The 21,850-nt window shown below is 69.3% G+C and carries 23 protein-coding genes and 1 pseudogene; 9 read left to right on the top strand and 15 right to left on the bottom strand.

Annotation, left to right across the window (positions count from 1 at the left end; all coding sequences use genetic code 11):
• Positions 1 to 67: 67 nt before the first annotated feature.
• Positions 68 to 553 carry a winged helix-turn-helix domain-containing protein gene (locus FVS66_RS09075; protein ID WP_149180423.1) on the top strand — a complete coding sequence of 162 codons (486 nt, stop codon included), beginning with the start codon at positions 68 to 70 and terminating at the stop codon, positions 551 to 553.
• Positions 554 to 603: 50 nt separating this feature from the next.
• Positions 604 to 1,134 carry a transposase gene (locus tag FVS66_RS09070; RefSeq protein ID WP_262386880.1) on the top strand — a complete coding sequence of 177 codons (531 nt, stop codon included), beginning with the start codon at positions 604 to 606 and terminating at the stop codon, positions 1,132 to 1,134.
• Between the two features lie 28 nt (positions 1,135 to 1,162).
• Here the strand turns inward: FVS66_RS09070 and FVS66_RS34890 are convergent, their stop codons facing one another.
• From FVS66_RS34890 to FVS66_RS09020, 11 genes are all read right to left on the bottom strand, one after another.
• The gene (locus tag FVS66_RS34890) at positions 1,163 to 1,336 is read right to left on the bottom strand and encodes a hypothetical protein (RefSeq protein ID WP_187645451.1); all 174 of its coding nucleotides are present in this window, start codon (positions 1,334 to 1,336) and stop codon (positions 1,163 to 1,165) included.
• Between the two features lie 121 nt (positions 1,337 to 1,457).
• The gene (locus FVS66_RS09065) at positions 1,458 to 2,612 is read right to left on the bottom strand and encodes an endonuclease VII domain-containing protein (RefSeq protein WP_262386888.1); all 1,155 of its coding nucleotides are present in this window, start codon (positions 2,610 to 2,612) and stop codon (positions 1,458 to 1,460) included.
• Between the two features lie 312 nt (positions 2,613 to 2,924).
• The gene (locus FVS66_RS09060) at positions 2,925 to 4,022 is read right to left on the bottom strand and encodes a hypothetical protein (protein WP_149180499.1); all 1,098 of its coding nucleotides are present in this window, start codon (positions 4,020 to 4,022) and stop codon (positions 2,925 to 2,927) included.
• 4 nt (positions 4,023 to 4,026) lie between these two features.
• Entirely contained in the window at positions 4,027 to 6,078 is a 2,052-nt protein-coding gene (fxlM, locus tag FVS66_RS09055) for a methyltransferase, FxLD system (protein WP_149180498.1), read from the bottom strand.
• Positions 6,079 to 6,126: 48 nt separating this feature from the next.
• Complete coding sequence (locus FVS66_RS09050) at positions 6,127 to 7,200, bottom strand: lanthionine synthetase C family protein (RefSeq protein ID WP_149180497.1); 1,074 nt, start codon at positions 7,198 to 7,200, stop codon at positions 6,127 to 6,129.
• Positions 7,197 to 9,236, bottom strand: coding sequence for a lantibiotic dehydratase family protein (locus FVS66_RS09045; RefSeq protein ID WP_262386887.1), 2,040 nt, complete (start codon positions 9,234 to 9,236; stop codon positions 7,197 to 7,199). The genes FVS66_RS09050 and FVS66_RS09045 overlap by 4 nt, the downstream gene beginning before the upstream one ends.
• Before the next feature lie 81 nt (positions 9,237 to 9,317).
• Complete coding sequence (locus tag FVS66_RS09040; protein ID WP_149180496.1) at positions 9,318 to 9,509, bottom strand: FxLD family lanthipeptide; 192 nt, start codon at positions 9,507 to 9,509, stop codon at positions 9,318 to 9,320.
• Between the two features lie 431 nt (positions 9,510 to 9,940).
• Positions 9,941 to 10,408, bottom strand: a complete 468-nt coding sequence (locus FVS66_RS09035) for a LuxR C-terminal-related transcriptional regulator (protein ID WP_149180495.1) — start codon at positions 10,406 to 10,408, stop codon at positions 9,941 to 9,943.
• A gap of 292 nt (positions 10,409 to 10,700) precedes the next feature.
• Positions 10,701 to 11,183, bottom strand: a complete 483-nt coding sequence (locus tag FVS66_RS09030) for a hypothetical protein (RefSeq protein WP_149180494.1) — start codon at positions 11,181 to 11,183, stop codon at positions 10,701 to 10,703.
• Positions 11,183 to 11,617, bottom strand: a complete 435-nt coding sequence (locus FVS66_RS09025; protein ID WP_149180493.1) for an ATP-binding protein — start codon at positions 11,615 to 11,617, stop codon at positions 11,183 to 11,185. Before FVS66_RS09025 ends, FVS66_RS09030 begins: the two co-directional genes overlap by 1 nt.
• A gap of 37 nt (positions 11,618 to 11,654) precedes the next feature.
• The gene (locus tag FVS66_RS09020) at positions 11,655 to 12,170 is read right to left on the bottom strand and encodes a hypothetical protein (RefSeq protein ID WP_149180492.1); all 516 of its coding nucleotides are present in this window, start codon (positions 12,168 to 12,170) and stop codon (positions 11,655 to 11,657) included.
• 397 nt (positions 12,171 to 12,567) lie between these two features.
• Between FVS66_RS09020 and FVS66_RS09015 the strand changes: the two genes are divergently transcribed.
• The 4 genes from FVS66_RS09015 to FVS66_RS09000 all read left to right on the top strand — a co-directional run bounded on the left by FVS66_RS09015 (position 12,568) and on the right by FVS66_RS09000 (position 14,935).
• Positions 12,568 to 13,434, top strand: coding sequence for a helix-turn-helix transcriptional regulator (locus FVS66_RS09015; RefSeq protein WP_149180491.1), 867 nt, complete (start codon positions 12,568 to 12,570; stop codon positions 13,432 to 13,434).
• A complete protein-coding gene (locus tag FVS66_RS09010; protein ID WP_149180490.1) occupies positions 13,431 to 13,673 on the top strand; it encodes a DUF397 domain-containing protein in 243 nt (80 codons plus the stop codon). Before FVS66_RS09015 ends, FVS66_RS09010 begins: the two co-directional genes overlap by 4 nt.
• A gap of 267 nt (positions 13,674 to 13,940) precedes the next feature.
• Entirely contained in the window at positions 13,941 to 14,237 is a 297-nt protein-coding gene (locus FVS66_RS09005; protein WP_149180489.1) for a hypothetical protein, read from the top strand.
• Positions 14,234 to 14,935, top strand: a complete 702-nt coding sequence (locus tag FVS66_RS09000) for a hypothetical protein (protein WP_149180488.1) — start codon at positions 14,234 to 14,236, stop codon at positions 14,933 to 14,935. The genes FVS66_RS09005 and FVS66_RS09000 overlap by 4 nt, the downstream gene beginning before the upstream one ends.
• Before the next feature lie 16 nt (positions 14,936 to 14,951).
• Here the strand turns inward: FVS66_RS09000 and FVS66_RS08995 are convergent, their stop codons facing one another.
• Positions 14,952 to 15,479, bottom strand: coding sequence for an SLOG family protein (locus tag FVS66_RS08995; RefSeq protein ID WP_187645449.1), 528 nt, complete (start codon positions 15,477 to 15,479; stop codon positions 14,952 to 14,954).
• Positions 15,480 to 15,626: 147 nt separating this feature from the next.
• Here FVS66_RS08995 and FVS66_RS08990 point away from each other — a divergent pair, with 147 nt between their 5' ends.
• The gene (locus FVS66_RS08990; protein WP_149180486.1) at positions 15,627 to 16,538 is read left to right on the top strand and encodes a DUF5710 domain-containing protein; all 912 of its coding nucleotides are present in this window, start codon (positions 15,627 to 15,629) and stop codon (positions 16,536 to 16,538) included.
• A gap of 122 nt (positions 16,539 to 16,660) precedes the next feature.
• On the opposite strand, the gene FVS66_RS08985 is transcribed toward FVS66_RS08990, so the two are convergent.
• Positions 16,661 to 17,056, bottom strand: a complete 396-nt coding sequence (locus FVS66_RS08985; RefSeq protein ID WP_149180485.1) for a hypothetical protein — start codon at positions 17,054 to 17,056, stop codon at positions 16,661 to 16,663.
• Positions 17,053 to 18,261, bottom strand: coding sequence for an ISAs1 family transposase (locus FVS66_RS08980; protein WP_262386886.1), 1,209 nt, complete (start codon positions 18,259 to 18,261; stop codon positions 17,053 to 17,055). Before FVS66_RS08980 ends, FVS66_RS08985 begins: the two co-directional genes overlap by 4 nt.
• 559 nt (positions 18,262 to 18,820) lie before the next feature.
• On the opposite strand from FVS66_RS08980, the gene FVS66_RS08975 reads away from it, so the two are divergent.
• Entirely contained in the window at positions 18,821 to 19,126 is a 306-nt protein-coding gene (locus tag FVS66_RS08975; protein ID WP_149180484.1) for a hypothetical protein, read from the top strand.
• Positions 19,127 to 19,617: 491 nt separating this feature from the next.
• Here FVS66_RS08975 and FVS66_RS08965 read toward each other — a convergent pair whose 3' ends face one another.
• Positions 19,618 to 20,052 (bottom strand): class F sortase, encoded by a 435-nt coding sequence (locus tag FVS66_RS08965; RefSeq protein WP_187645448.1) that lies wholly within the window; start codon positions 20,050 to 20,052, stop codon positions 19,618 to 19,620.
• 300 nt (positions 20,053 to 20,352) lie between these two features.
• Between FVS66_RS08965 and FVS66_RS08960 the strand changes: the two are divergent.
• Positions 20,353 to 21,731: pseudogene (locus FVS66_RS08960) on the top strand (ice-binding family protein).
• Positions 21,732 to 21,850 lie beyond the last annotated feature (119 nt).

The raw sequence follows: 21,850 nt of genomic DNA, 5'->3' as shown, positions 1-21,850 counted from the left end.
TACTGAGGTTGAACTCGTGGTGTCGTAGGGGCTGACGGCTCGTCGCCTGTGCGGTATCACCGAAGGCATGCGGTATCCACAAGGGGGCGGGCTGACCGCCGAACGGCAGCAGTTCCGCGAGGAGTTACGGCTAAAGGCGGCCGAGAGGTTCGCCCTGGGCGAGGCGAGCTCGGTGATCGCGAAGGACCTGCGGGTCAGCGTCCGTTCGGTGCAGCGATGGCGGCAGATGTGGGACGAGGGCGGTCCCCGGGCTCTGCGGTCGCAGGGGCCGGCGTCGCTGCCGAGGCTGAGTCAGAAGCAGTTCACGCAGCTGGAGGCGGAGCTGGCCAAGGGTCCGGCCGCGCACGGCTGGGAAGACCAACGCTGGACCCTGAGCCGTGTGAAGACGGTGATCGGCCGGCGCTTCCACCTGACCTACACGGTCCAGGGCGTGCGGAAGCTGCTGGTGCGCAATGGCTGGTCCTGCCAGGTGCCTGCCCGTCGGGCCGTGGAGCGGGACGACGATGCGGTCGCGGGGTGGGCCAAGGAGGTGTGGCCCCGCGCGGAAGGTTAGCGGCGGCCCGTGGGGCCTGGCTCGTCTTCGAGGACGAGGCCGGCTTCTCCATGACGCCGCCGCACGCGAAGACTTGGTCTCGGCGCGGCCGGACCCCGGTGGTGCGGGTGCGGGGCCGTTCCCGCAGACGGATATCCATCGCCGCGCTGACCTGCTACAAGCCCGGCCACCGGTCGCGGCTGATCTACCGGCCGCGCAGGGACGACGGTCAGCGCGACGGACGCAAGAGCTTCTCCTGGCGCGATTACCGGGACCTGCTGATCGCCGCCCACCAGCAGCTCGGGGGCCCGATCGTGCTCGTCTGGGACAACCTGAACGTTCACAAGGCCGCCGGGCTGCGGGAGTTCGCCGAAGCCCGGGACTGGCTGACCATCTACTACTTGCCGCCCTACGCACCCGACCTCAACCCCGTCGAAGGGATCTGGTCACTACTGCGGCGGGGCTGGCTCTCCAACGTCGCCTTCAATACCCCCGAACACCTCGTCCAGCGCATCCGACGCGGCCTCCGGCACATCCAGTACCGCAGCCACCTGATAGACGGCTGCCTCGCCGAGACCGGCCTGACCATCAGACCCACCTGAACGACCCAGCGACATCACGAGTTCAACCTCAGTAGAAGCAGCACACCAGGCCTACCAGTCGGCGCAGGAGGCGCTGCACGCCGCCCGCCGAAAACTGGCCGAGGCCGTCCTGGACGCCTACGCGAACGGCGAGCCGGTCGGCCGGATCGCCGAACGCACCGGCCAGAGCACCACCACTGTCTGGAACACCCTCGCCGCCCACGACATCACACACCACACCCGCATCAACGGCTCCACCTGACAGCCGCCGGTTCCTTCCGAGCTCGGCGCACAGACCGCCGGACGAAGTCCGCGGCCTGTGAAGCCGGTTTGCTGGTGTTCGGTCAGAAGAGCGCCAGGCCTTCGCCGCTGGTGTCAGCTATGACGGGCCGGGGTTCGGCAGGGAGGCCGTCCAGGCGGTCGGGACCGGCTTCGGCCGCCACAGCAGGGGCGGTCTCGGCCAGCCAGGTACCGAACCGCTCGATAGCCTCCCGGTAGGGCACCCGTGCCAGGACGCGGTGCTCACCGGCGGGGCAGAAGTCGACGGAGACGGTGAGCAGGCAGGAGCGAGGTGTGTTCTGACTGCCCGTCCACGAGACGCGCAGCACTCCGCAAGGCTTCCGCCCGCGGGAGTCAGGGTGGGTGGGGCGCAGGGTGCGGGTGGCGGTGTGGGCGGTCCATGCGGCGAGGTGAGGCAGAGGCAGAGTGGTGCGGGTGCGGCAGCCCGGACAGCGGTGCCAGTGGCGCAGCCAGCCGACCGCGTCGGTCTCGAAGAGGCGGTGGTAGCGGCTGGCGACGCGGATGTCGTTGTCGTACAGGTGGTCGGGGCGCTCCAGTGTGTTGCAGGACAGGCAGACCGGGGCGCGGACGTAGCCGTGTTCATGGCAGTGATCCAGCACAGCAGCCGGCGCCGTACTGCAGACGGCACACACCCACCCGGCCACCTGGCGGGACATACCCGGCTTGCGGCTCAGCACCGAGTACAACTGACCCCGCAGCTCCCCCGTATACGGGCGCTGCGGGATGGCTGGACCGTTCACGCCCGTCGCGGACTGGCTGTCGGTGGCTCGGGGACCCCGGCGGTGCTGTTCGGTGACAGCTGTCTCCGCCTTGCCGACCCGCGTGGTGTGCAGCCACTCGGCTTCGGTGTGCTCGGCCGTGTCCAGCAGCCTGACCACGGCACGCGGAAGCCACCACGACCGCTCGACCCCGTCACGGGACCGCTGCACCAGCAGCCGCCGCCAGTCGACCCCCGCCAGATGAGACCACGGTCCGGGCTCATGGCCGGCCTGCCGTCCGGGATGATCTGCCTCTTGCAGTTCCCAGCTGATGCGCCGGCGCCAACCACGCAGCGTTCCACCCGGGCGCTCCTGCTCTGGCACACCACGGAACGGACCGATACGGACCAGATCCAGGGCGTCCACCTCCACCGCGTTCCATGCCGCCGCCGCCCGGCGCACCTCAGCCTCCGGAACTCTCCACCAGCCGTCCTCCGTCATCACCAGCTCCACCACACACGTACCGAGCAAGACGTACCGCCCCGGCCGGACATCAGAAGGAAAGCAGGTGAATACTGCGGAAGTCGTCGGTACCGCGCTACCGGCCGTCAGGCTGGCCCACACACTGTCGGCGGCGGCCAGAGTGACCAGATGATCTGCCCGGCCCGGGGCAACACGCTCGGCCATACCGAAAGACTAACGACCGGCACCAGCACACCGACAGCCGGTGGGGACATGGAGGCATTTCAGCCTTCGAATGCACAGTCCCCGGGGTTGCAGTGATCCGGTGAACCTGCTCGATGCTGAGCGGGGCTACAGAAGCCCGCGGAGTGAGGCTTCGGCTTTGTCCACGGCTTCGGTAAGGGTGCGCATGTGGGCTTGCGGGAGGTTCCCTGCACCGATCCCTGACGCGGTGAGTACGGCGTCGAGTTGCCGTCTCTGCTCACCGCTCAGGCAGGAGCGCGCGGCGAGGTGGTCCAGGACGTCGCGGGCGGCGTAGGCGTCGAGGCTCGCCACCTCGGCGACGGCTTGCGGTAGGAGGGCGTCGTGGTAGCTGGTGTGGTCGCGGGCGAGTTCGAGCGCGGTCAGTCCGACGCGGGCCTGGAATGCGGCGGTCTCGGGGTCGGGCGGGGTGAGCAGCGCGAGGGCTTCCTTCAGGGCAAGGTCGAGCTCTGGCTGCCGTGGGGGTGAGGTCGCGGGCCGGCAGCAGATGCGCAGAAGACTCGCGACGGTGTTTTCCCACGGTTCTGTGGGGGTGGTGGAGTCGATGGTGTCGCGGGCCTGCTGGGTGAGGCCGCGTTCCATCAGCGACATGATCTTGATTTGGCGTCCGTCGAGGAGGCGGTTGCCGATGCCGCGGTGTGCGGTCATGGCGTCGGCGGCTTCGGTCCAGCGGCCGATGCGGGCCAGGGCCCTGGCGCCGTCGACGAGGACGGTGACCCACAGCTCTTTGCAGATGGTCTGGTGGTCTGCGTCGGTGTTGATCAGCGTGGACAGGTCGACGGTGTGGCCGCGGATCTCGGTGGTGCCGCGTTTCTGGGCGGCGCGGTAGAGCCGTGTGAGTACGTCGTAGGCGGCTTCGCCGTCGCCCTCGCGGGTCAGCAGCCGGGAGATGTTGATCAGGGGCATGAGCGCCATCACGGCGATGTCTCCCGTGAGGTGTCCGGCGCCGGCGAAGACCTTGTGCTGCTTCCAGCACAGGTCGGCCGCCAGGTCGGGCATCCCGGCGTCGGAGGCGATCAGCGCGGCGTAGTTGAGGACCCCGCTGGCGCGGGCCACCAGGTCGGGGTGGCTCGCGCCAGCGGGCGCGACGGTCAGCTCGGTGAGGTGGGTGATGCGCTCGTCCAGCGGTAACGCAGGTGCCTTGGGGCGGCGGACCAGCGGGATGCGGCTGGCTATCGCGGGGATCATCGGCTCAGCTCTTGCGCTTCCAGTCGACGATGAGACGGCTGTAGGTCTTGTCGATGACGAAGCGCGGGTCGGCGGCCGTGAGCTGGTCGCGGGCGTCGCCGACGGCCATGCGGAAGGTGGGTTCCGGCGCGGTGTTGCCCCAGCCTTCGTCCCATTCGCGGATCTCGGTGGCGACCTGGTCGGCGAGTTCGGCGGCGCGGGAGCCGTGGCCGATGACGCCGATCTCCCAGAACCTGCCGGTCTCGTCCTCGCCCTCGCGGATGGTCAGGTAGGCCAGGGTGTCGCCGTCGAGGGCGGCCATGGAGCCCCAGCCGAAGTGCGGGGTGAACCCGGGCCGCTGGCCGGGGAGGCGGGACAGGCCGTTGGGCAGCACGGAGGCCAGGTACAGGTACAGCCACTCCCAGGGGTCGCCCTGGCGGAACTTCACCCCTGTGTAGATCTTGGCTTGCTTCTGGTCCAGGACGGTGCGGATCGCGTCGCGGTCCACCTCCTGCTCGCTGAAGGTCTCCAGGCGGACGTTGCCCTCACCCTCCATGCGCACGAGCGTGTAGATGTCGTCGCAGACGCCCTTGCGCAGGGGCACGAACGTCGCCATCTCGCAGGACACGGTCCTCCAGGTGTCGCCGTCCCGCTCGAAAGCGAAGCTGCGGGAGATACTGCCGCGGATCCGCATCGGAAGGACGAGACGGCCGCCGGGAGCGAGCTGGTCGAGGATCTTCACAGGCACATCGCCCGCGCCGACGGTGAACTGGATGCGGTCGAACGGCGCGTGCTCGGGAAGACCGGCGGCACCGTCGGCCAGTACCGCGGTCACGTTCGAGGCACCGGCCTGCGCGAGGTTCTTGTTCGCGCCGTCGACGAGGTCCTGGTCGACGTCCACGGTCCACACGTGGCCGCCGGGGGCCACGAGCCGCCCGAGGAGGCTGGCGTTGTAGCCGGTGGCGGCACCGGCTTCCAGGACCTTGTGGCCGGGCTGGGCACCCAGCTGTTCGAGCTGGGTGGCGACGATGGAGGGCGCGGAGATGCAGGAGATCATCTCGCCGTGATTGTCATGCTTGGTGGGCACCGCGTCTTCGATGTACGCCTTCTGGAGGTCGACGCCGGGGAGGAAACGGTGGCGTTCGGTGCTGCGGAAGGCGTCGATGGCGGCGGGGGTGCGCAGGTGGCCGCTGTCGATGAGGCGGTTCACGAGCGCTTCGCGCAGTTCAGCGGGGTCGGTGACGGGTGTCACGGTGGTCTCCATTCGAGTGAGGTTAGGGTCCGGTGAGGCGGACCGGCGGGTAGACACGTCGGCTGCTTGGTCTTCGGCGAAGGCGACTTGGCGGCCCAGCCATGCGGTAGCGGCCTGCTCAACGACCGGCACTCCAGCGCGGTTGAACGCGAAGATCGCGTGATGGGCGAGCACCGCGCGCAAGCCCCGCATCAGTCGCCCATCAGCGGCGAGCCGCCTCAGCTGTCGGCCGGCCGTATCGAAGGCGGTGACGCGCTCGGCCCAGCCGGGCTCGGCATCCGGCCGCAGGGCCGCATCGGCGTTCATCAGACGGCGCATGGCCGAGACCGCCAGGTCGCGCGCCGGGCCGACGGGCGGGGTGACGGGCGGTCGCAGGGCGCCGAGCTTCGCCCACACATCACCGGCCTCGAACGGGTCCAGCCCGGCCGACCGGATCATGGTGGCCAGCAGCAGCACACTGCGCTCCCGGGCGCCCAGGCTGCCGGTCTCGGCCAAGGCGGCGCGACTGTCCGCGCAGAACACGTCGTGCGCGACGTCCATGCCTTCTCGGCCGCCGAACGCCTCGGTCTCCGGCTCGTAGACGCCGCCGACCCAGCCGCTGACCTGCTGGTCGGCGACGAGGCGGTCCAGCAGGTCGGCCGCACAGTACTCGACGCGCAGGCGCAGGCCTCCGTCCTTGCGCAGGAAGTGGAACCGCTGGTCTCCCAACGCGGACGACAGCGCCTGGGCGGCCTCGGGACTCACGGCGCTGCCGGGGAATGACACGCTGGCATGCCACCAGTCCGTCTGCGTGGTGATCGGAAGGTTCTCGTCGTCGACGTCCATGATCGTGGGCGCTCCTCGTCGATAGGGCTCGGCTCGAAGGACTGACGGTCAGGTGATCAGCAGGGCTCTGGTCCAGCCCGTGGTGTTCGTGCCGTCCAGTGCCAGTCGCGCGCCGGTACGGCCTTCCATGAATCCGGGCTTCGTCAGCCGGTCCATGTCGGCGGCAAGGCGCTTGTTGAGGTCTTCGATCGGCGGTGTAAACCGGTCAGGTGTGGGGCTGTCGTCGGCGACGGCGCGGGCCACGGTCACAAGGCCGGCCCAGCCGTGGCACAGCGAGGCGTCGGTGATCCGCCCCAGCAGGGCCGGGTCGGCGAGCGTGTGCGCGACGGTGTCCTCTGCCGCGAGCCTGCGGGCCGGGTCATTGAGGGCGAGCGCGGCCAGTTGCTGGGTGCGGGCGATGCCGACTTGGCCGTAGCACCAGGACGGACGCGCGGGCTCCGGCCTGGGCGGCTCCGGGGCCGACAAATGGTCGCGGGTGATCCAGTAGCGGCAGCCGTAGGTGTCCAGCCAGCGCGCGAACATCTCGATGGCCTCGTGCTGTCCCGGCACCTGGACGCCGTGCCTAACGGCGAGTGACAGCGCCGCCGAAACCCCGGCGATGCCGTGTGCGACACCGTTGTTGCCGTGTCCGCCCGGCATCTCCTCGTCGGCGGGCCCGGCCGTGGACCACCATCCCGGCACCCGTCGGCCCTCGACGAGGACCGGCCGCGACAGGGAGACCAGGTAGGCCAGCACCTTCTCCAGCCGTGGCGACGCCTCGCCGCAGGTCAGCAGCAGCGCGCCCAGCCCGGCAAGGCCCCGGATCAGGTCGAACTCAGCCAGATGCGGCAGCGCCCCGGAGGCCTGCCGCCGAGACGCTGCGGCCAGTCGGGCGTCCACGACGCGGTCGACGGCGTCGCGGACGTCGCGGCCGACGCGCCCGGCGCAGTTGAGCACGAACTCCAGGGCAGGGGCGCCGTGGAACAGGGAGGCGTTGCGTCCGGCGCTGACGCCGCCTGCAACCGCCTGCGTGAGGCTGCTTCGTGCGGCGGCGAGGTCACCGCGCTCGATGTGCAGCAGCGCCATCCCGAGCGCGCCTTCGGAGAGGTCCTGCGTCCGGGGCGGGGGCGGTGTCGCGGTCATGGGCGTGCCTTCAGCGGGAGGACGAGGTCGTGGGCCCGTCCGCCGATCCATCCGTCGGCGTCCGGCGGCGGCGCGTCGTGCAGGGTCGCGACTCTGGTCGGGCTGGCGTCAAGGTGGGCGCGCAGCAGGGCCAGGTGCATGTCCTGGCACAGGTCGAGGGGGAGGTGCTGGTCGTCCTCGGCCAGGAGCACGCGGTCCGGCACGCGGAAGCGGCCCATCCAGGCCCGCAGTTGCCCACCCCATTCATCCAGCGTCGCGGTACGGCCGGGCAGATCGCGAGCACGCACCTTCCATCGCGCGGACACCAGGATCGAACGGCGGTAGTGCAGCGCCGGAGTGAACGGGAGGGTCCAGGCCGCGCCCCAGTCGAACCATGTCACCTGCGGGGTGGCGGCCCGGCTGATTTCGGCCAGGAACCGGGCCAGCGGCGGGGTGTAGTTGTTCCACAGGAAGTTCAGCGCGGTCGGTGCGAGCAGTTCCAGGCGTGTGCCGGTGACGGCCTCGGTGAGGTAGAGACGGCCGTCGCGGATGCCGACGGCCAGGTCGGACGGGAACAGCACCTCTTTCGTGCGGTGCCGGAATTCGCCGACGCTGACCAGCCGGGGCAGTACGTGCGGGGCACGGGTGAGCAGGTCGGCCAGGATGCGGCCGGCGTGGAAGGAGAGCTGGGCCAGCTCCGCGCCGGGCTCGACCGTGGGCACTTCTGCGTACGACGCACCAGTCTGCGGGAACAGGTGCCAGAACCGGCCCGTCATCGAGCCGGCCGCGCGGGAGACGGTTAGGACCTGAAGGCGGAAGTTCCCACGGTCCAGGGCACGCGTCGAGTTGGCGTGGACGCGCACGCCCAGTTCGAGGTGGGGTGCGGGGAGCGTGGACGTGCCTGCGGCGGCCTCCAGTTCCTCTATCATCGCGGCGGTCAGGGTCACCGCCCTGTTGCCCTCGGCCGCCGCGGTTCCGGCCAGCTCCAGCAGCAGCCGGTCGCGTCGGGTCATCGGGCGGGGAGGCTCGGACACGTGGCCGAACCCGTCGGGAAAGCCCAAGCCCCGCTCGGGGTCCGTCACCAGCTCCAGCGGCACCTCGACGCCCTCACCGAAGCGGTCGGCGAACTGCTCGGCGTAGCGGCGCCATACCGGGGTGCCCGTCGGATGCGCGGCGAGCCGTGCCAGGGCTGTCGCGGCGGTCTCCGCCTCCGTCATCACCGCCTGCGGCAGCCGCACCGCGGCGTCCAGCCGCAGATCCGGCGCCGCCGAATGCCTCCAGGCGTCCACAAGCAGGGCGGGGGGCAAGGAGCTGGCCGGATCGATGACGGTGGCGGGAGCGCGCAGTGAGGACCGCAGCAGCCGAACCCGGAGCAGCTGAACGAGCAGCCGGGAACGGTGGTGTGCGGTGGTGTCCGGGAACTCGGCGGCGAGCTTGTCCGCCAGGGCCGAGAAGCGGATCGGGGAGCGTGCCATGTCCATCACCAGCGCGAGAGCGGGCGTCAGCGCGAGCGAGAACTCCGAGGCGCCCTCGGAGGGAACGTAGACGCGCCCGCTCCGCTGACGTGCCAGGTTGTTGACGCAGACCTCGGCGTCGGCCATCCGCTCGGCGTCGGCCTCCCAGTCGCTGATCGCCGCGTCCAGCGCCACCGAGTCCGGCCGGGCAACTGCCTCGTGGCGGTCCCCGACGCGCACCTCGGCCCTGTCGCCGAACCCGATCAGAGCGACGCCCGCGAACCGGCCGAACGGTGTGGAGCGGCGTGTGTATCTGATCGCGTACCGGGCGGTGGCCAGTGCCGCCCGCCTCACCCGGCGCACCTTCGGTGAACGCGCCCCGTCGAGGATCGACTGGACCTGGCGGGCCAGGTCGGGGCTGGCGCCGGAGACGGCCTGCCGAAAGGTGTCATCGGCCCATACCGCGGTCAGCCACGAACGCCAGTGTTCGAGCGGAGCTGCGGGCCCCGGCCAGGGCGGCATGTCAGGCCCGGTGAGGTTCACCGCGGCGCGCAGCATCCCGTCGCCGGCACCCCGATACAGGCTGTGTCGTGAGCGCGTCATCGCCCACACTCCGTTCTTGGCAGAAAGGGCGCGGGCCGGACGGACAGCTCCGTCCGGCCCGCGCCGCCGGACTGGCCTGGGTTACGAGGTGGTGCAGGCGCTCGGGCAGGAGCTCCCGCAGTTGTCGCCGGTGCTGCACATCAGCACCGTCTCGGTGGCCGGCGTGTTCTCGATGAAGGTGATGTCGAGCTGGAACGGGTCGTCGGCCGTGCCGACGGCGTCGGCGGTCGGCTGCTCGGGGGCAACCGGCTGCTCCAGGTGGACGGCGGTCATGCATACCTCCTTGACGGGTGGTGCAGGTTCCGGGGCCCGGTCGGGTCCCGGCGCTTGGGGGCCAGGTGGCGGTGCCGTGTCGCTTCGGCCCGGCAACCTGGGTCACGTGCCGGAAGGTGTCGGGGCGCGGTCGTGAGGGCGCCTGGCCGGTTGGTCGGCTGTGACGCTAGCCAGGCCACTGCCCCTCGGGGGTGGCTATGGGCCAGTGGGCGGGATAGCTGTTGGGGTTCGGCTGGAACTGCACGCCCTTCCTCCGCTCGCTCAGGTCGGGCGTGTGGGGAGGGGCCAGTGGGAGGGGGACTCCTCCCCACACGCTTCCTCCGGCACCGAGCCTTGCTCCAGGCCCGGCTGCCGGGTCGTGCACCCGCCCGCCGTCCGGGACCGTCACGCACCGGGCGGCGGGCAGGCGGTACAGGGGGCTGGGCCGCGGGTCAGCTCAGCCATGCGATCACCTGGCCCGCGGTGAGGACCTGGAACTGCCACGCGCGGGTGACCAGGTGCGATCGGTTGCGGGCCTGGAGGGTCGCCAGGAGTTCACGGCCGTCCGCGCGAACGTCGGTGACCGGCCGGTCAAGCTCCGTGGCCATCTGCGCGGCCGCCATGCCGCGTGCGATGAGCGGGACGAGGTCGCGCTGTTCGCGCGGCAGGAACAGCATCCCGGGGTCCAGGAGCGCAGGTCGGGTGATGGCCTCGGTGGCGTAGCCGACGGCGACCGCAGCGGCGGTCTCGCTCGCGCCGTGCAGCTTGTTCTTCGTCAACTTGAGGTAGCCCGCAGCGGTGCCCTCGCGGATCTTGAGGTCCCGTGCGACCACGGCCAGGGCGTCGCCGGTGGCCAGGCCCTCGAGGACCTGCCGCTCACGGGGCGTGAGGACGACCTTCGTGATGGTCGTGGTCTTCACTGTTCAACTCCTCGGTGTGCGTCGGTGATCTGCTGGCACAGCGCGGTGAATCGCAGCTCGTCGGCGGCCACCAGGCGGTGTATGACGGGTGTCGGCCGCCGTCGGGACCGTGCTCGGCACACGGCCGCGAGGGCGAGCGCGCAGAGGAGTGCGAAGGCGAGGCGGCAGGGGTCCCGCCCGGCGCTGGGGCGCTTCGGCTCCCCGTGGGGGACGTACGGAGCCGTGTTCTCCCAGCACCGGGCGGTGCGTCGGGCCGGCGAGGGACGCGGCCCGACGTCTGCGATGGGAGGTGTCATGCGTCGTCTCCCATCAAGTCCAGGACGGCGAGGATCGCCAGGGCGTACCGGCGCAGGTACGACAACGCCTGCGCGGGGGTAGGCTGTTCGTCGCGCAGGGCGAGCAGGCCACGCAGTTCCTCGGTCGGGTACACCGCGACGCGGTGCGGGACGACCTGCGTCAGCTGGCGGGTGGCCCGGCGGAACCGGTCGGTGATCCGTGCCGCGTCCTTGGCGGTCAGCGGCGCCACCTCGGGCGGCCGCCGCCGGGGGACGGGCAGGCCCCAGCGCAGTAGGAGGGCGTCGATCTTCCGGCTGGGGGCGGCGGGTCCCGGCCGGTCGCTGAGGACTTCTTCGAGGGTGTCGATCAGGTCATCGCCGATGCCCTCGTCAGCGAGCGAGCGGGACAGAAGGTGCGCGATCCGGCGCTTCAGCTCGTCCTCGACGCCAACCGGCCGGCTCAGCAGCTCCGCGGCGGTCACGTCGTCGACGGCTACCATCACGGCCTCCTTGAGGGAACGCGGAAGGTGGCCCAGGTGGTACGGCCGTCGTTGATGACGCCCCACTTCCGCGCGAGCACCGTGACGAGCAACAGGCCGCGCCCCGATACGTCGTCATCACCGGCATAGCGCCTCGTGGCCGGAGCCGGGTTGCCGTCGGTGACCTCGATGCGGATCTCGTCGTCGGGGTACCGCACGCGCAGCACGACATCGCCTGCTCCGTGCTCGACGGCGTTGCTGACCAGCTCGGAGACGACGAGCACGATGTTGTCGGCCAGCGGCCCGCTCACGTGCCACAGCCCGAGGAAGGCGGTGGTGATCCGCCGTGCGCGGCCGACACACACCGGCTCCGGTTCGAAGGCCGCCTCGAAGGCGCGCGACGTCTGCGGCAGCCGCTTCGCAGCAACCGGTGCGACGGCTGTGGCCGGGCTCATCGGCGGCCTCCCCGGTGGGCGGCGTGTCGGCCCGGCCTCACGATGTCGTCCCCGCGGTCTCCGGGGTCACGAGCGCGACGAACTCGCCGTGCTTCTCGACTAGGGCGAGCTGGAGTTCGTACTCGTCCAGGTGCGGGCTGATGACCGAATGCGTGAGCGTCACGACCCCGTCGACGAACCCGGCCCGGATCTGGTGACGCACGGCGGACCAGCCGGGCCGCAGCAGCGGATCGGTCACACCGAAACGGTCCGTGAACACCTGCAGCGTGCTGATCTGCCAGCCCTCCTTGAGGGCGTAGTCCCGCGCCGCGTCGCAGGAGTGCGCGGGCTCGATGCCGCGCGCCGCAAGCAGGTACAGGCACACCCGCGGGAGGCGCCCCGCTGCCTCTATGCGCGTCAGGCAGCGGTTGAGCACGTCGCGACGGTCGTTCATCAGCCGGACCAGCGGGTCCATCTCAACGCGGATCTCGTCGGGGTGGAACCGTGCGTGGAAGTCACGCTCCCGGTCCATCCAGTCCCTGCCCGTGTTAAGGGCGGTGATGCTCTGGCGCATTGCTGGCCTCGGCTCGTCAGGGGGCAGTATGGGGATGTCGGCCCGGTTCCCGAGGGTCTTGGTCCGGCCCTCACAGAGGCCGGGATCGCGCACGAATCCGGGGGCACACGCCCCCATGGGGCCAGCGGAGACGGGCTCCGGTTCGACCTCCGCAACCAGCTTGATGCGCACGCTAGTTAACATTCAAGGGAATCCCCAGACGAGCACGAATTGGCAAGTGCCATCGAGTGGACAGAGGGTGTTGCAGAGAGGACGGGTCGTGCCAAACTCCTGACGCAACCCTCTTTCTGACGGACAGGCACCTCGGTCCGGAAGACAGAGGCTCCGATCTGGCGAACAGCGCACCGAAGTGAGGGGACAGTTGGCGGCACGACGGGGACCGACGTACCTGCGGGTCATGCTCGGCAAGGAGCTGCGTGAGCTGCGCGAGCGGAAGAAGAAGTACGCCGAGGAGACAGCTGGGCCGGATGAAGAGGTGGGCTCCTACACCGCCGAGGCCGTCTCCACGAAGCTGGGCTTCTCCCGATCGAAACTGAGCCGCGTGGAGGCCGGCGAGATCCCGCTGCCCAAGCTGGCGGACCTCGAAGCGCTGATGGACGAGTACGACGTCATAGAGCCCAGCGACCGCGATGTCCTGCTGCAGATGCAGCGCGATTCCCTCAAGAGCGAGCCGCTGACGACCTTCAGGAACGTGCTCCCCTCCGGGATGCCGCGGTACCTGGGTCTGGAACGTGAGTCCGTGCGGATCCGGGGCTTCGAGAACAACGTGGTGCACGGACTGCTCCAGGACGAGCAGTACGCCAGCGCCCTCATGGGTTCAGCCAAGATCGTGGAGGAGCGAACGACCGACGCCGTCGAGCGCAGCGTCCAGGCGCGTATGGAACGCAAGACCCTGCTGGACGGCGACCGCGAGGTCCACATCATCCTGACCGAGAACACTTTGCGCACGAAGATCGGCAGCCCCGAGGTGATGCGCGCCCAGTACGCGGAGATCATCCGCCTCTGCGAGCAAGACAACGTAGAGGTGCAGATCATCCCCGAAGACCTGTCCACCTACCGCGCGGGGTTCTGCTTCACGGTGCTGGAGTTCGACGAGCTGGACCCGGTGGTCCAGAGCGACGGCTACCGATCCATCACCATGTGGTCGAAGCCCGCCGATGTTGGGCAGTACCAGCGGCAGTTCGATGCCATGGTAAAGGCGGCGCCGGGGCCCTCCCAGACGCCGTCATTCCTGATGGAACTCGAAGAGAAACTGTGGAAATGACTGATCACACGAAGCCCGTTCCCTCCACCGAGTCCGCACCGGAAGGGTCGTGGTTCAAGTCGTCATACAGCGACCAGGGCGGTGGCAACTGCGTCGAGGTCGCAGTCCGCAAGGCCCTGGTCGGCATCCGTGACTCCAAGGAGAAGAACGGCCCGGCCCTGACCCTGCCCCGGTCCACCTACATCACGTTCATCGACACGGTGAAGTCCGGCGCCGTCGACTTCGGCGTACTCGACTGATCATCTGCGCAACGGATTGTGGCGTGGTCCTCCCCAGGGGATGTGGGGAGGACCACGCCACATTCTTTGTTCATCGTGCACCCCTGGTCACGCAAGCACCAGGACGCAACTCCCGAGCGTACGTGCGAGAGGTGATGATGTCCCGACTCCCAGCGCGGCGTGTGAGCCATCGGCGTCTGAACAAGCAGCGCCACCCCGCGGCGCGAACAGAACCCGCCACACCTGCACCCGACGGACCTGTCAGCGGGCTGCCGTAGCGTGGAGAGCATGGCTTTGAGTACCGATGAACGTGACCTGCTGCAGATGATCGCCGACTCGCCCAAGCCGGTGGCGATGTCTGACTACTTCCCCGTCCTCAACCCCGCCGAGCCGGGAATGGACGAGAACCACCCAGGCCACGAGGCGTGGACCGAGCGGCAGATCGCCTGGCACGGCGTCTCGCTCCAGTTGTGGAAGCAGAACCTCGTGCGCGTGGTGGTGCCCGCCAACGGCAGCCACGGCGACCTCGTCGAGGTCACCGACACCGGACGCCAAGCCCTCCGGGTCCCGGAGGCGCACGCGTGACGGCGCCCGAGCCGCGGGCACTGCCCGGCCCGGTCAGCGCGATCCGCCTCACCTACACCTGCGAGCAGGGCTGGTGGGACACCGGCGAGGACGAGCCGGAGATCTGGCACGTGGCCGCTGACCTGTACGACTGGGAAACCGAACGCAGAGTCGAGCACGTCGGCGACTTCGAGTTCTACCGCGCCGACCCCTATGCCACCCGCGACCTGTTCGGCGTCCTCGATGGCTACGACGGCGACGCCGGCGTGATCGCCGAGTCGATCCTGAACCCGGCCACCGGGCACTTCCGTGACGACCTGGACGAGTACGCCGAGCCGTTCGGATCGGGCATGGTCCTGCTCAACTCCGCACAGTTGGCCCGCCCGTGGCGTGGGTTCGGCATCGGAGCGGTGCTGGCAGGCAAGGCCATCGCCCGGCTGGGAGCCGGTGCCCGCGGGGCCGCCTGCTACCCGTCCCCGCTGGACCGGACCGGACTTGCGGACGACGCCGCCCGCGACCGCGCCGTCAGCGCCCTGCAACGCACCTGGTCCAGCCTGGGGTTCCGCCCCTACCGCGACGACGGCGTCTACGTCCTGAACCTCGCCACCACAGCCCTGAGTGAGGCTCTGTCGGTGCTGACCGACCGTATCGAGGCGCTGCCGCAGCCCGACCGTGAGGAGTGGGAGGCAGGAGTGGCCCGAGGAGCACTCGGCGTCTGACGTTGGCTCGGGCCGGTCATCGGCTCTGTCGCTCGTCTGCCGCCCGCAGTTCGACGGCGACCCTGCGGGTCCGGTCAGCCGGGAAGACTCCGGGACGTACCCAGGTCCCCACGGTGACATCCCAGCCCGGTACCAGCCACACCGGCACGTCGCGGAGCACGGCCCGCAGGGCCATGTCCGAGGTGCCTCCGCTGGCGGGGGTGAAGTGGTCGTGGAAGGCGATGACCAAACGGGGGCGCTCGGTCAGCAGCATGCGCGTGTTGCGTTCCGGGCCGGCCATCCGCCACCGATCGGGGCGGGCCCGCTTCTCGGCTGCCCAGTCCACCGGATGACAGCGGTGCCGCTCCTCGCCGAGGCCGTGGCGCCTGCACCAGTCATGGGCGGCCCGGTCCGCGCCGGTCGCGGCCCCTTCGATGACGACCAGGTCCTGGCCGTAACGAACGGTGAGCCGGTCAAGGACAGCTTCGACCACGTGCGGCCAGGGCCAGCGGCGGCTTCCGCACACCAGCACCCTCGGCTCACCCAGTTCCAGCACCGCCCTCACCGCCTCTCTCCGCCAGCCATTGAATCCGGACATTACGCGCCGGAAGATCACTGTTCGTCCGGCGAGGTTCGCAGGTGGCCGGTAGCGTCGCTCTGCGCCGAGGGGGTAGCCCTTATATCGCCACGACGGACACGGGAGGGGAGCGCGGTGGTCGACCGGATCTGGCTGGATGTTCCGTACGCGGAGAAGGACCAAGCCAAGGCGGCCGGGGCCCGGTGGGATCCGGCCGCCAAGCGCTGGTACGCACCCCGCAAGGGCATGACCGCCCTTGAGTCGTGGGCGGCGGCCCCGGACGTGCCCGACCTGCTTCCCGGCGAGGACCGCACGCTGGGCGAGGGCCTGTTCGTCGACCTGGTGCCCTCCAGCTGCTGGTTCACCAACGTCCGCTCCTGCGTGACGCCGCGGGACTGGGAACGGCTCCGCCGGATGATCACCCACCGTGCGGGGATGCGGTGCGAGGCGTGCGGCGCCGCGGAGGACCGGGACGCCAAGCGGTGGCTGGAAGCTCACGAGCGGTGGGTGTACGACGATGCGGCCCGCGTCCAGCGCCTGAAACGACTGATCTGCCTGTGCACCGACTGCCACACCGTCACCCACTACGGATACGCCCAGGTCCGCGGCCTGGAAGCGAAGGCGTTCGCCCACCTGGTCAAGGTCACCGGGATGAGCCGCGCCGAGGCCCGCCAGCACATCGACATGGCGTTCACGGTGTGGGACGTACGCTCGGCCACCACCTGGACACTGGACCTGAGCATCCTCACCGACGCCGGGATCACCCTCAAACGACCGCCCAGCGCGGAGAAGCGCCCCGGAGTCGCAGCAGCAACCCTCGCTGCCGAACGCGGCGCCCAGCGGCCTGCCCGCGCCCGTACCGACCCGGGAGAGATTGCTGCCCGGATCGCCGTCGAACGCGGCATCGCCCTGCCCAGGCCAACACCCGCGAGCCCTCAGCCCGCACCGTCGGCACCTTCTCGGCCCATCGACCGAGCCGTTCCCGGCCCCCGCGGCGAGGACCCGCCGTCCCTCCTGCATCGCTTGTTCCGCAGAGCGAAGCGGTAGCAGCCTCAGCCGGAGACATGAACGGCACGGCTGACGTTTTCTCGCGTCGAGGGAGCAGGCACCCGCACCGTACTGACAATCCGCGCCATTCGCGGCGTCGTATCCCTCGGCGGCCGCTTCAGCTATGCCCGGTGCAAGGGCTTCACCGACGGGTGCATCGGCCTGGCTGCGAAGTCCACCAGGTCCATAGCGGCCTTCCACGGATCGGCGCTGAACACGATCTGGGAGGCGATGCGCAGGCAAGCAGTCCGCACCAGAGGATCGTAGGCCGCCCGGTCCTTGCGACCCGGGTTCCTGCCGGGCTCGGCCGGGTACCTGCGCGAGAACACGGCGAAGCGCTCCACGACCACGGCATCGGCACCGGTCAGGAAGTCCGGCGTGGCCAAGAACCACGCGAACTCGGCGGCGGCCGCAAGATCCGCGAACACCCCACGAGCAGAGACCATCTCCTGGCCACGGGCCTGAAGGCGCTCGTACAACAGGTCCTGCAGGTCCTCCAGCAGGCAGGGCTTGATCAAGTTTCGTAGAGGTCCGGGTTGTGGGTGATGCCCAGGATGGGGAGTGCTCGTTCGGGTTCGTCGCGGATGGCTCGGGTGGCCTTGGCGATGTTGCCGGCTCCGAGGGTTTTCAGCGCGCCGATGGCGAGGTTGCGGAAGGTCGCCATGGCGCGAGGTGCGGTCCTGGTGTGGACGGTGGAGGCGTCTTCGGCGAAGGTGACGTCCCTGATGTGGTGCGACGAGTTCTCCACTCCCCAGTGCCCACGGATCGCGGCGGCCAGATCGGCCGGGCCGACCTGGTGGGCGTCGAGGCTGGTGACGGCGTAGACGCTCTCGCGGGTCTCGCGCTTGCTGGTCTGGCGACGGCGGCGGTGGACGCGGATGGCCAGGCGGGCGTAGGGAAAGGCGATTCCGCCGAGTTCCTCAGCGATCCCGCAGGTCTTGATCGAGCGGGACTCCCGCCTGCCGTGCCCGGCCCCGGAGGCGGTGTGCTGGACGGGGATGTCCCGCCACGGCAGGGCCGCGAGCTGGCTGTGGGCGGTCGGCTGGTTGGTCTTGATCACGGCGATGTAGTGGGCTTTCTTGGTCTCGACCAGCCAGGAGATGTTCGCCTTGACCGAGTGCAGCGCGTCGAAGGTGACCACGGTGCCGACCAGATCCAGCGGTGCCAGCAGCGGCCGGAAGTGCGTGGTCTCGTTCGTCTTCGCTCCGACCTCGGCCTGGGCAAGGGTCACGACGCAGCCGTGGGTGACCGCCGAGAGCAGGTGCCGACGCGCCGAGGTGAAACGGGCTGATCCCTTGAGCGCTTTGCCGTCGACTGCGATGACGCGCCGTGGCCCGGGTGCGGAGACCCGCGGCGTCACGGCGGGCTCGGTGGCCGCGCGGTGCCGGTCGGCCAGGTAGGCGCCCACCGCCCGGTCCAGGGAATCACCGTCAACAGCCCCCAGTACACGCCCGATCGTGGCCGATGACGGAGCCCGCCGCCAGGTGAGCAGATGGCGACGGACGCCGATGACCGCCAGCAGTGTCTTCGAGGCACGTTCGCCCCATTCCGCGAGCTCGTCGATGCTCTTCGCTCCCGAGACGGCCGCGCAGGCACAGACCAGCAGGATCGCTGTCAGCGAGTACCACCGGCCCCGCGGCGAGCGCGGGTCGGGCACCGAGTCGAAGTAGGGGCGCAGGTCTGCGACCCGGCCGGCGTCCAGCGGCCCCAGCTTCACCAGCACGGCAGGGATGGGAGAAGATGCAGCAGCAGGCACGGGCCACCTCGTGATCATCGGGCTTAGACACCACAATGATCACGAAGCCCGTGCCTGCTCTGCTGTGCACCCCAACCGGTCACCACCCGACCACCCGCACGACCCCGGAACTTACAACGGCCCTGGGTTCGTGGTTGGAGGGAATGCCTCAACCAGCCTGACTGTCGCGCAGTTGCCGAGCGGGGAATTCGTCCTTGACCGGACTGAGTCGGTTGGCGTCGACTTCTCCACCGTTGGCGGCAGCGCCGAAGTCAACCTGCTGGCCAGTACAGTAACGCCGATGACCCTTCGCAGCTTCACGGCCACGGAATCGACTTCGGGGCGAGCGCAGCCTGGGGTGACGGCGTGAACGTGGGCATTGAGTTCGGGATTGACGCGGAAAATTCCAAGGGCAAGCAAGTTTGATCGGCTAATGGAGGGGTTGAATACGGTGCAGAGCTTGAAGTCTCCATCGGATACAATTTCACCGATGCCAGCAGTATGATCAAGGATGCCATCGGCGGCTTGTGCAGCTGACGCCTCAACCATGATCCTGGGCGGCCTGCCGCATCCTGCGGGTGCGGCAGGCCGCCTGTCGATTTTACGACCTCACAAATGGGTGAAAATGAACCTTGGAGCGAAATTCAGTGACGACATCATTGTCAGGCTGGGCTTTGCCCCCTTCATGCTGATAATTGGCCTTCTGGTCCTGACTAACCACAGGGGGCTTATTAATCACGCCTACTTCAAGAGTCAGGGGAAGGCGGCCACCCCTGCCTGGGTAGTCCTTTTTCGTGTAGGCGGCTCTTTTTGGGTGATCGCTGCAATCACCTTGTTCATCGGGATCTGGTGACGGCTGCGATACTTGATGTGAAAGAGCCCCAGGATGCAGGGGAGTTGAGCAGGGCCGGTCCGGCCGGGTTCGGGCCGCCGCGAGTCGCGCTCGATCAAGACCTGCGCCATCGCCGACGAACTCGGCGGCATTGCCTTCCTCCACGCGGCCCTGGCCATCCGTGTCTACCGCCGCCGCAAGGAAATCGGCTGGCGGCGCGAGAGCCGCGAAAGCGTCTACGCCGTCACCAGCCTTGACACCCACCAGGCCGGCCCGGCCGACCTGGCCACCGCGATCCGAGGGTACTGGGGAGTGGAAAACTCCAGCCACCACATCCGAGATGTCACCTTCGCCGAGGACGCCTCCACCGTCCACACTGGCATCGCACCCCGCGCCATGGCCACCCTCCGCAACCTGGCCAGGCACCTTGAAGGCCCTCGGCGCCGACAATATCGCCAAGACCACCCGAACAATCCGCGACGAACCAGAACGAGCACTCGCCATCCTGGGCATCACCCACAACTCAGACACATACGGAACTTGATCAAGCCCTGCGGGCGCAGGCGACCCAGGTTGTAGAAGACGGAAGGCCCTCGCTTGCTGTCCACGTGTCCAGCCATCACAGCGTTGGCGTTCTGGCCCGGCGCAACGCCGCCCTGGTACCAGCCGACCAGGTTGTCGTCGTCCGGCGGGGGCGGATCGAGGTGGCCTTCGGCGTCCAGCGCGATGGGGGTGACGCGCGCCTCGACCCCGATGGCGCGGATACGGATCCGGATCGGGGGCGAAGCGCCCGTGCCGGGGATCGCGGGCGGCTTTGTGACCTGTTCCGCAGCTGTCGGTAGCGGTGGGAGTCTCGTTCGGCTGCCGTCATGTACGAGCCACACACCGATGGCCAGGACCAGGACGGCGCCGATGGCTTCCGGCCCCGGCTTCCAGAATCCGTGCACTGTCGTCTCCTCTTCTGGCTCCGGCTGTGCTCGCCGTGGTGTCCGAAGGGGGACCGCGGACAGTGCGGGGTCCACGGCGAATTCGGACTGTCGGTGCGGGGACCGGTTGTCAGAGATTCGTGCATAGTGCCATCGGACTCTCTGTCCTGACGTCAACCGCCACCGGCCCGAACGAGTGATTGTGCGCATTGGCTCGCCCATCCCGGTGTCGGGGTCGGCGGGACCTTCTGATGGGGTGTCACCATCATCGCGGGTGGGGCCGGCAGCCCTACTCGGAATCACTCGTATGCGCCCGCCTCAATGAGGGCAGGGAGCGAGATTTTTCATATCTTATTCAAAAGCGATCTCCATTCAAGAGGGCTGGGTCGAGACGAATTCTCCTTCTCTCATTTTCTTTGCACAGCCCCGAGGATGAGAGGTCGAAACGTTCTGGTCGATTGCATCCAACTCCATCGGCCCCTCTTGAAGGAGCTCGGCGCCTCGATGAATTCGCATGTCTCTGCCGCGCCTCACCGGCGCGGATTCACCTCCTGGGTCACCAGGACCCTCATGCTGGCTGTCGCCGCGGGGATGGCGGTGCTGCCGATTCCCGCCCACGCGATCGGCGTTGCCGTACCGCTCGGCGAGGCGGACAGCTTCGCCGTTCTGGGCGGCCAGTCCGTCACGAACACCGGTCCCAGCACCATCACCGGGAATGTCGGGGTGAGCCCGGGGACCTCGGTGACCGGCTTTCCTCCGGGCACGGTGAACGGCGTAATCCACTCGGCCGACGCCGAAGCGCAGAATGCGCAGACCGACCTGACCACGGCGTACAACAACGCGGCCGTCCAGGCGTCGGACGCCAGCATCTCGGGAGACCTTGGCGGCCAGACGCTGGATCCGGGCGTCTACACCGCGAGTCGTCGATCGGGCTCATCGGCACTGTCACGCTCGACGCCCACGGCGACCCCAACGCCGTCTGGATCTTCCAGGTCGGGTCGACGCTGACGACGGCTTCCGCCAGCGAGGTGCTCCTGGTCAACGGTGCCCAGCCGTGCAACGTCTTCTGGCAGATCGGCAGCTCCGCCACGCTGGGGACCAACTCCACGTTCGTGGGCAACATCCTGGCGCTGACGTCGATCTCGGCCACCACCGGGGCGACCATCGACGGCCGGGCGCTGGCGCGGAACGGGTCGGTCACGCTGGACACCAACACCATCACGCGGAGGCCCTGCTCGACAGGTGGAACCACGGGCGGAACCACAGGTGGCGACACCGGCGGCACGACAGGTGGAACCACGGGCGGAACCACCGGCGGAACCACAGGTGGCGACACCGGCGGCACGACAGGTGGAACCACGGGCGGAACCACCGGTGGCACAACCGGCGGAACCACAGGTGGCGACACCGGGGGCACGACCGGCGGCACGACCGGCGGCGACACGGGCGGAACCACGGGCGGAACCACCGGTGGCACAACCGGCGGAACCACAGGTGGCGACACCGGCGGCACGACCGGTGGCGGCGATCACCACGGCGGTCACCACCGCCCGGTCGGCGGCGTAGCCGCCGGGCTCGGCGGCTACGCGCAGGGACCGAACGCCACCGAGATCACTGTCGGTGCCGTTCTCATCGGGCTGTCGTTGACCGGCGCCGCCGTCTTCGTCGTCCGCCGACGCGCACGTACCGCGTCCGCCTGACCGCACGACAAACCTGTGCTGATGTCCCCGTGTGGGTGAAGCCACGCGGGGACACAGCGGTGAGCAAGCGCGACAGCACCGAACGACGGGCGGAACTGTGAGGGTGCGGGCTGGTGAAG

Origin of the sequence: Streptomyces sp. TRM49041, assembly GCF_008271805.1 — a bacterium.
Lineage (GTDB): Bacteria > Actinomycetota > Actinomycetes > Streptomycetales > Streptomycetaceae > Streptomyces.
The sequence above is the reverse complement of the archived record's forward strand: the minus strand, read 5'-3'. Positions and strand labels throughout refer to the sequence as shown.

What these genes read in the sequence shown, in the direction of transcription:
- FVS66_RS08975 (WP_149180484.1), top strand. Translation starts at nt 18,821, where the DNA reads ATGATCCTGGGCGGCCTGCCGCATCCTGCGGGTGCGGCAGGCCGCCTG.
- FVS66_RS09010 (WP_149180490.1), top strand. Translation starts at nt 13,431, where the DNA reads ATGACTGATCACACGAAGCCCGTTCCCTCCACCGAGTCCGCACCGGAA.
- FVS66_RS09060 (WP_149180499.1), bottom strand. Translation starts at nt 4,022, where the DNA reads ATGATCCCCGCGATAGCCAGCCGCATCCCGCTGGTCCGCCGCCCCAAG.
- FVS66_RS09040 (WP_149180496.1), bottom strand. Translation starts at nt 9,509, where the DNA reads ATGACCGCCGTCCACCTGGAGCAGCCGGTTGCCCCCGAGCAGCCGACC.
- FVS66_RS09045 (WP_262386887.1), bottom strand. Translation starts at nt 9,236, where the DNA reads ATGACGCGCTCACGACACAGCCTGTATCGGGGTGCCGGCGACGGGATG.
- FVS66_RS09050 (WP_149180497.1), bottom strand. Translation starts at nt 7,200, where the DNA reads ATGACCGCGACACCGCCCCCGCCCCGGACGCAGGACCTCTCCGAAGGC.
- FVS66_RS09020 (WP_149180492.1), bottom strand. Translation starts at nt 12,170, where the DNA reads ATGCGCCAGAGCATCACCGCCCTTAACACGGGCAGGGACTGGATGGAC.
- FVS66_RS09065 (WP_262386888.1), bottom strand. Translation starts at nt 2,612, where the DNA reads ATGACGGAGGACGGCTGGTGGAGAGTTCCGGAGGCTGAGGTGCGCCGG.
- FVS66_RS09015 (WP_149180491.1), top strand. Translation starts at nt 12,568, where the DNA reads ATGCTCGGCAAGGAGCTGCGTGAGCTGCGCGAGCGGAAGAAGAAGTAC.
- FVS66_RS09005 (WP_149180489.1), top strand. Translation starts at nt 13,941, where the DNA reads ATGGCTTTGAGTACCGATGAACGTGACCTGCTGCAGATGATCGCCGAC.
- fxlM (WP_149180498.1), bottom strand. Translation starts at nt 6,078, where the DNA reads ATGGACGTCGACGACGAGAACCTTCCGATCACCACGCAGACGGACTGG.
- FVS66_RS09070 (WP_262386880.1), top strand. Translation starts at nt 604, where the DNA reads ATGACGCCGCCGCACGCGAAGACTTGGTCTCGGCGCGGCCGGACCCCG.
- FVS66_RS09030 (WP_149180494.1), bottom strand. Translation starts at nt 11,183, where the DNA reads ATGGTAGCCGTCGACGACGTGACCGCCGCGGAGCTGCTGAGCCGGCCG.
- FVS66_RS09025 (WP_149180493.1), bottom strand. Translation starts at nt 11,617, where the DNA reads ATGAGCCCGGCCACAGCCGTCGCACCGGTTGCTGCGAAGCGGCTGCCG.
- FVS66_RS09075 (WP_149180423.1), top strand. Translation starts at nt 68, where the DNA reads ATGCGGTATCCACAAGGGGGCGGGCTGACCGCCGAACGGCAGCAGTTC.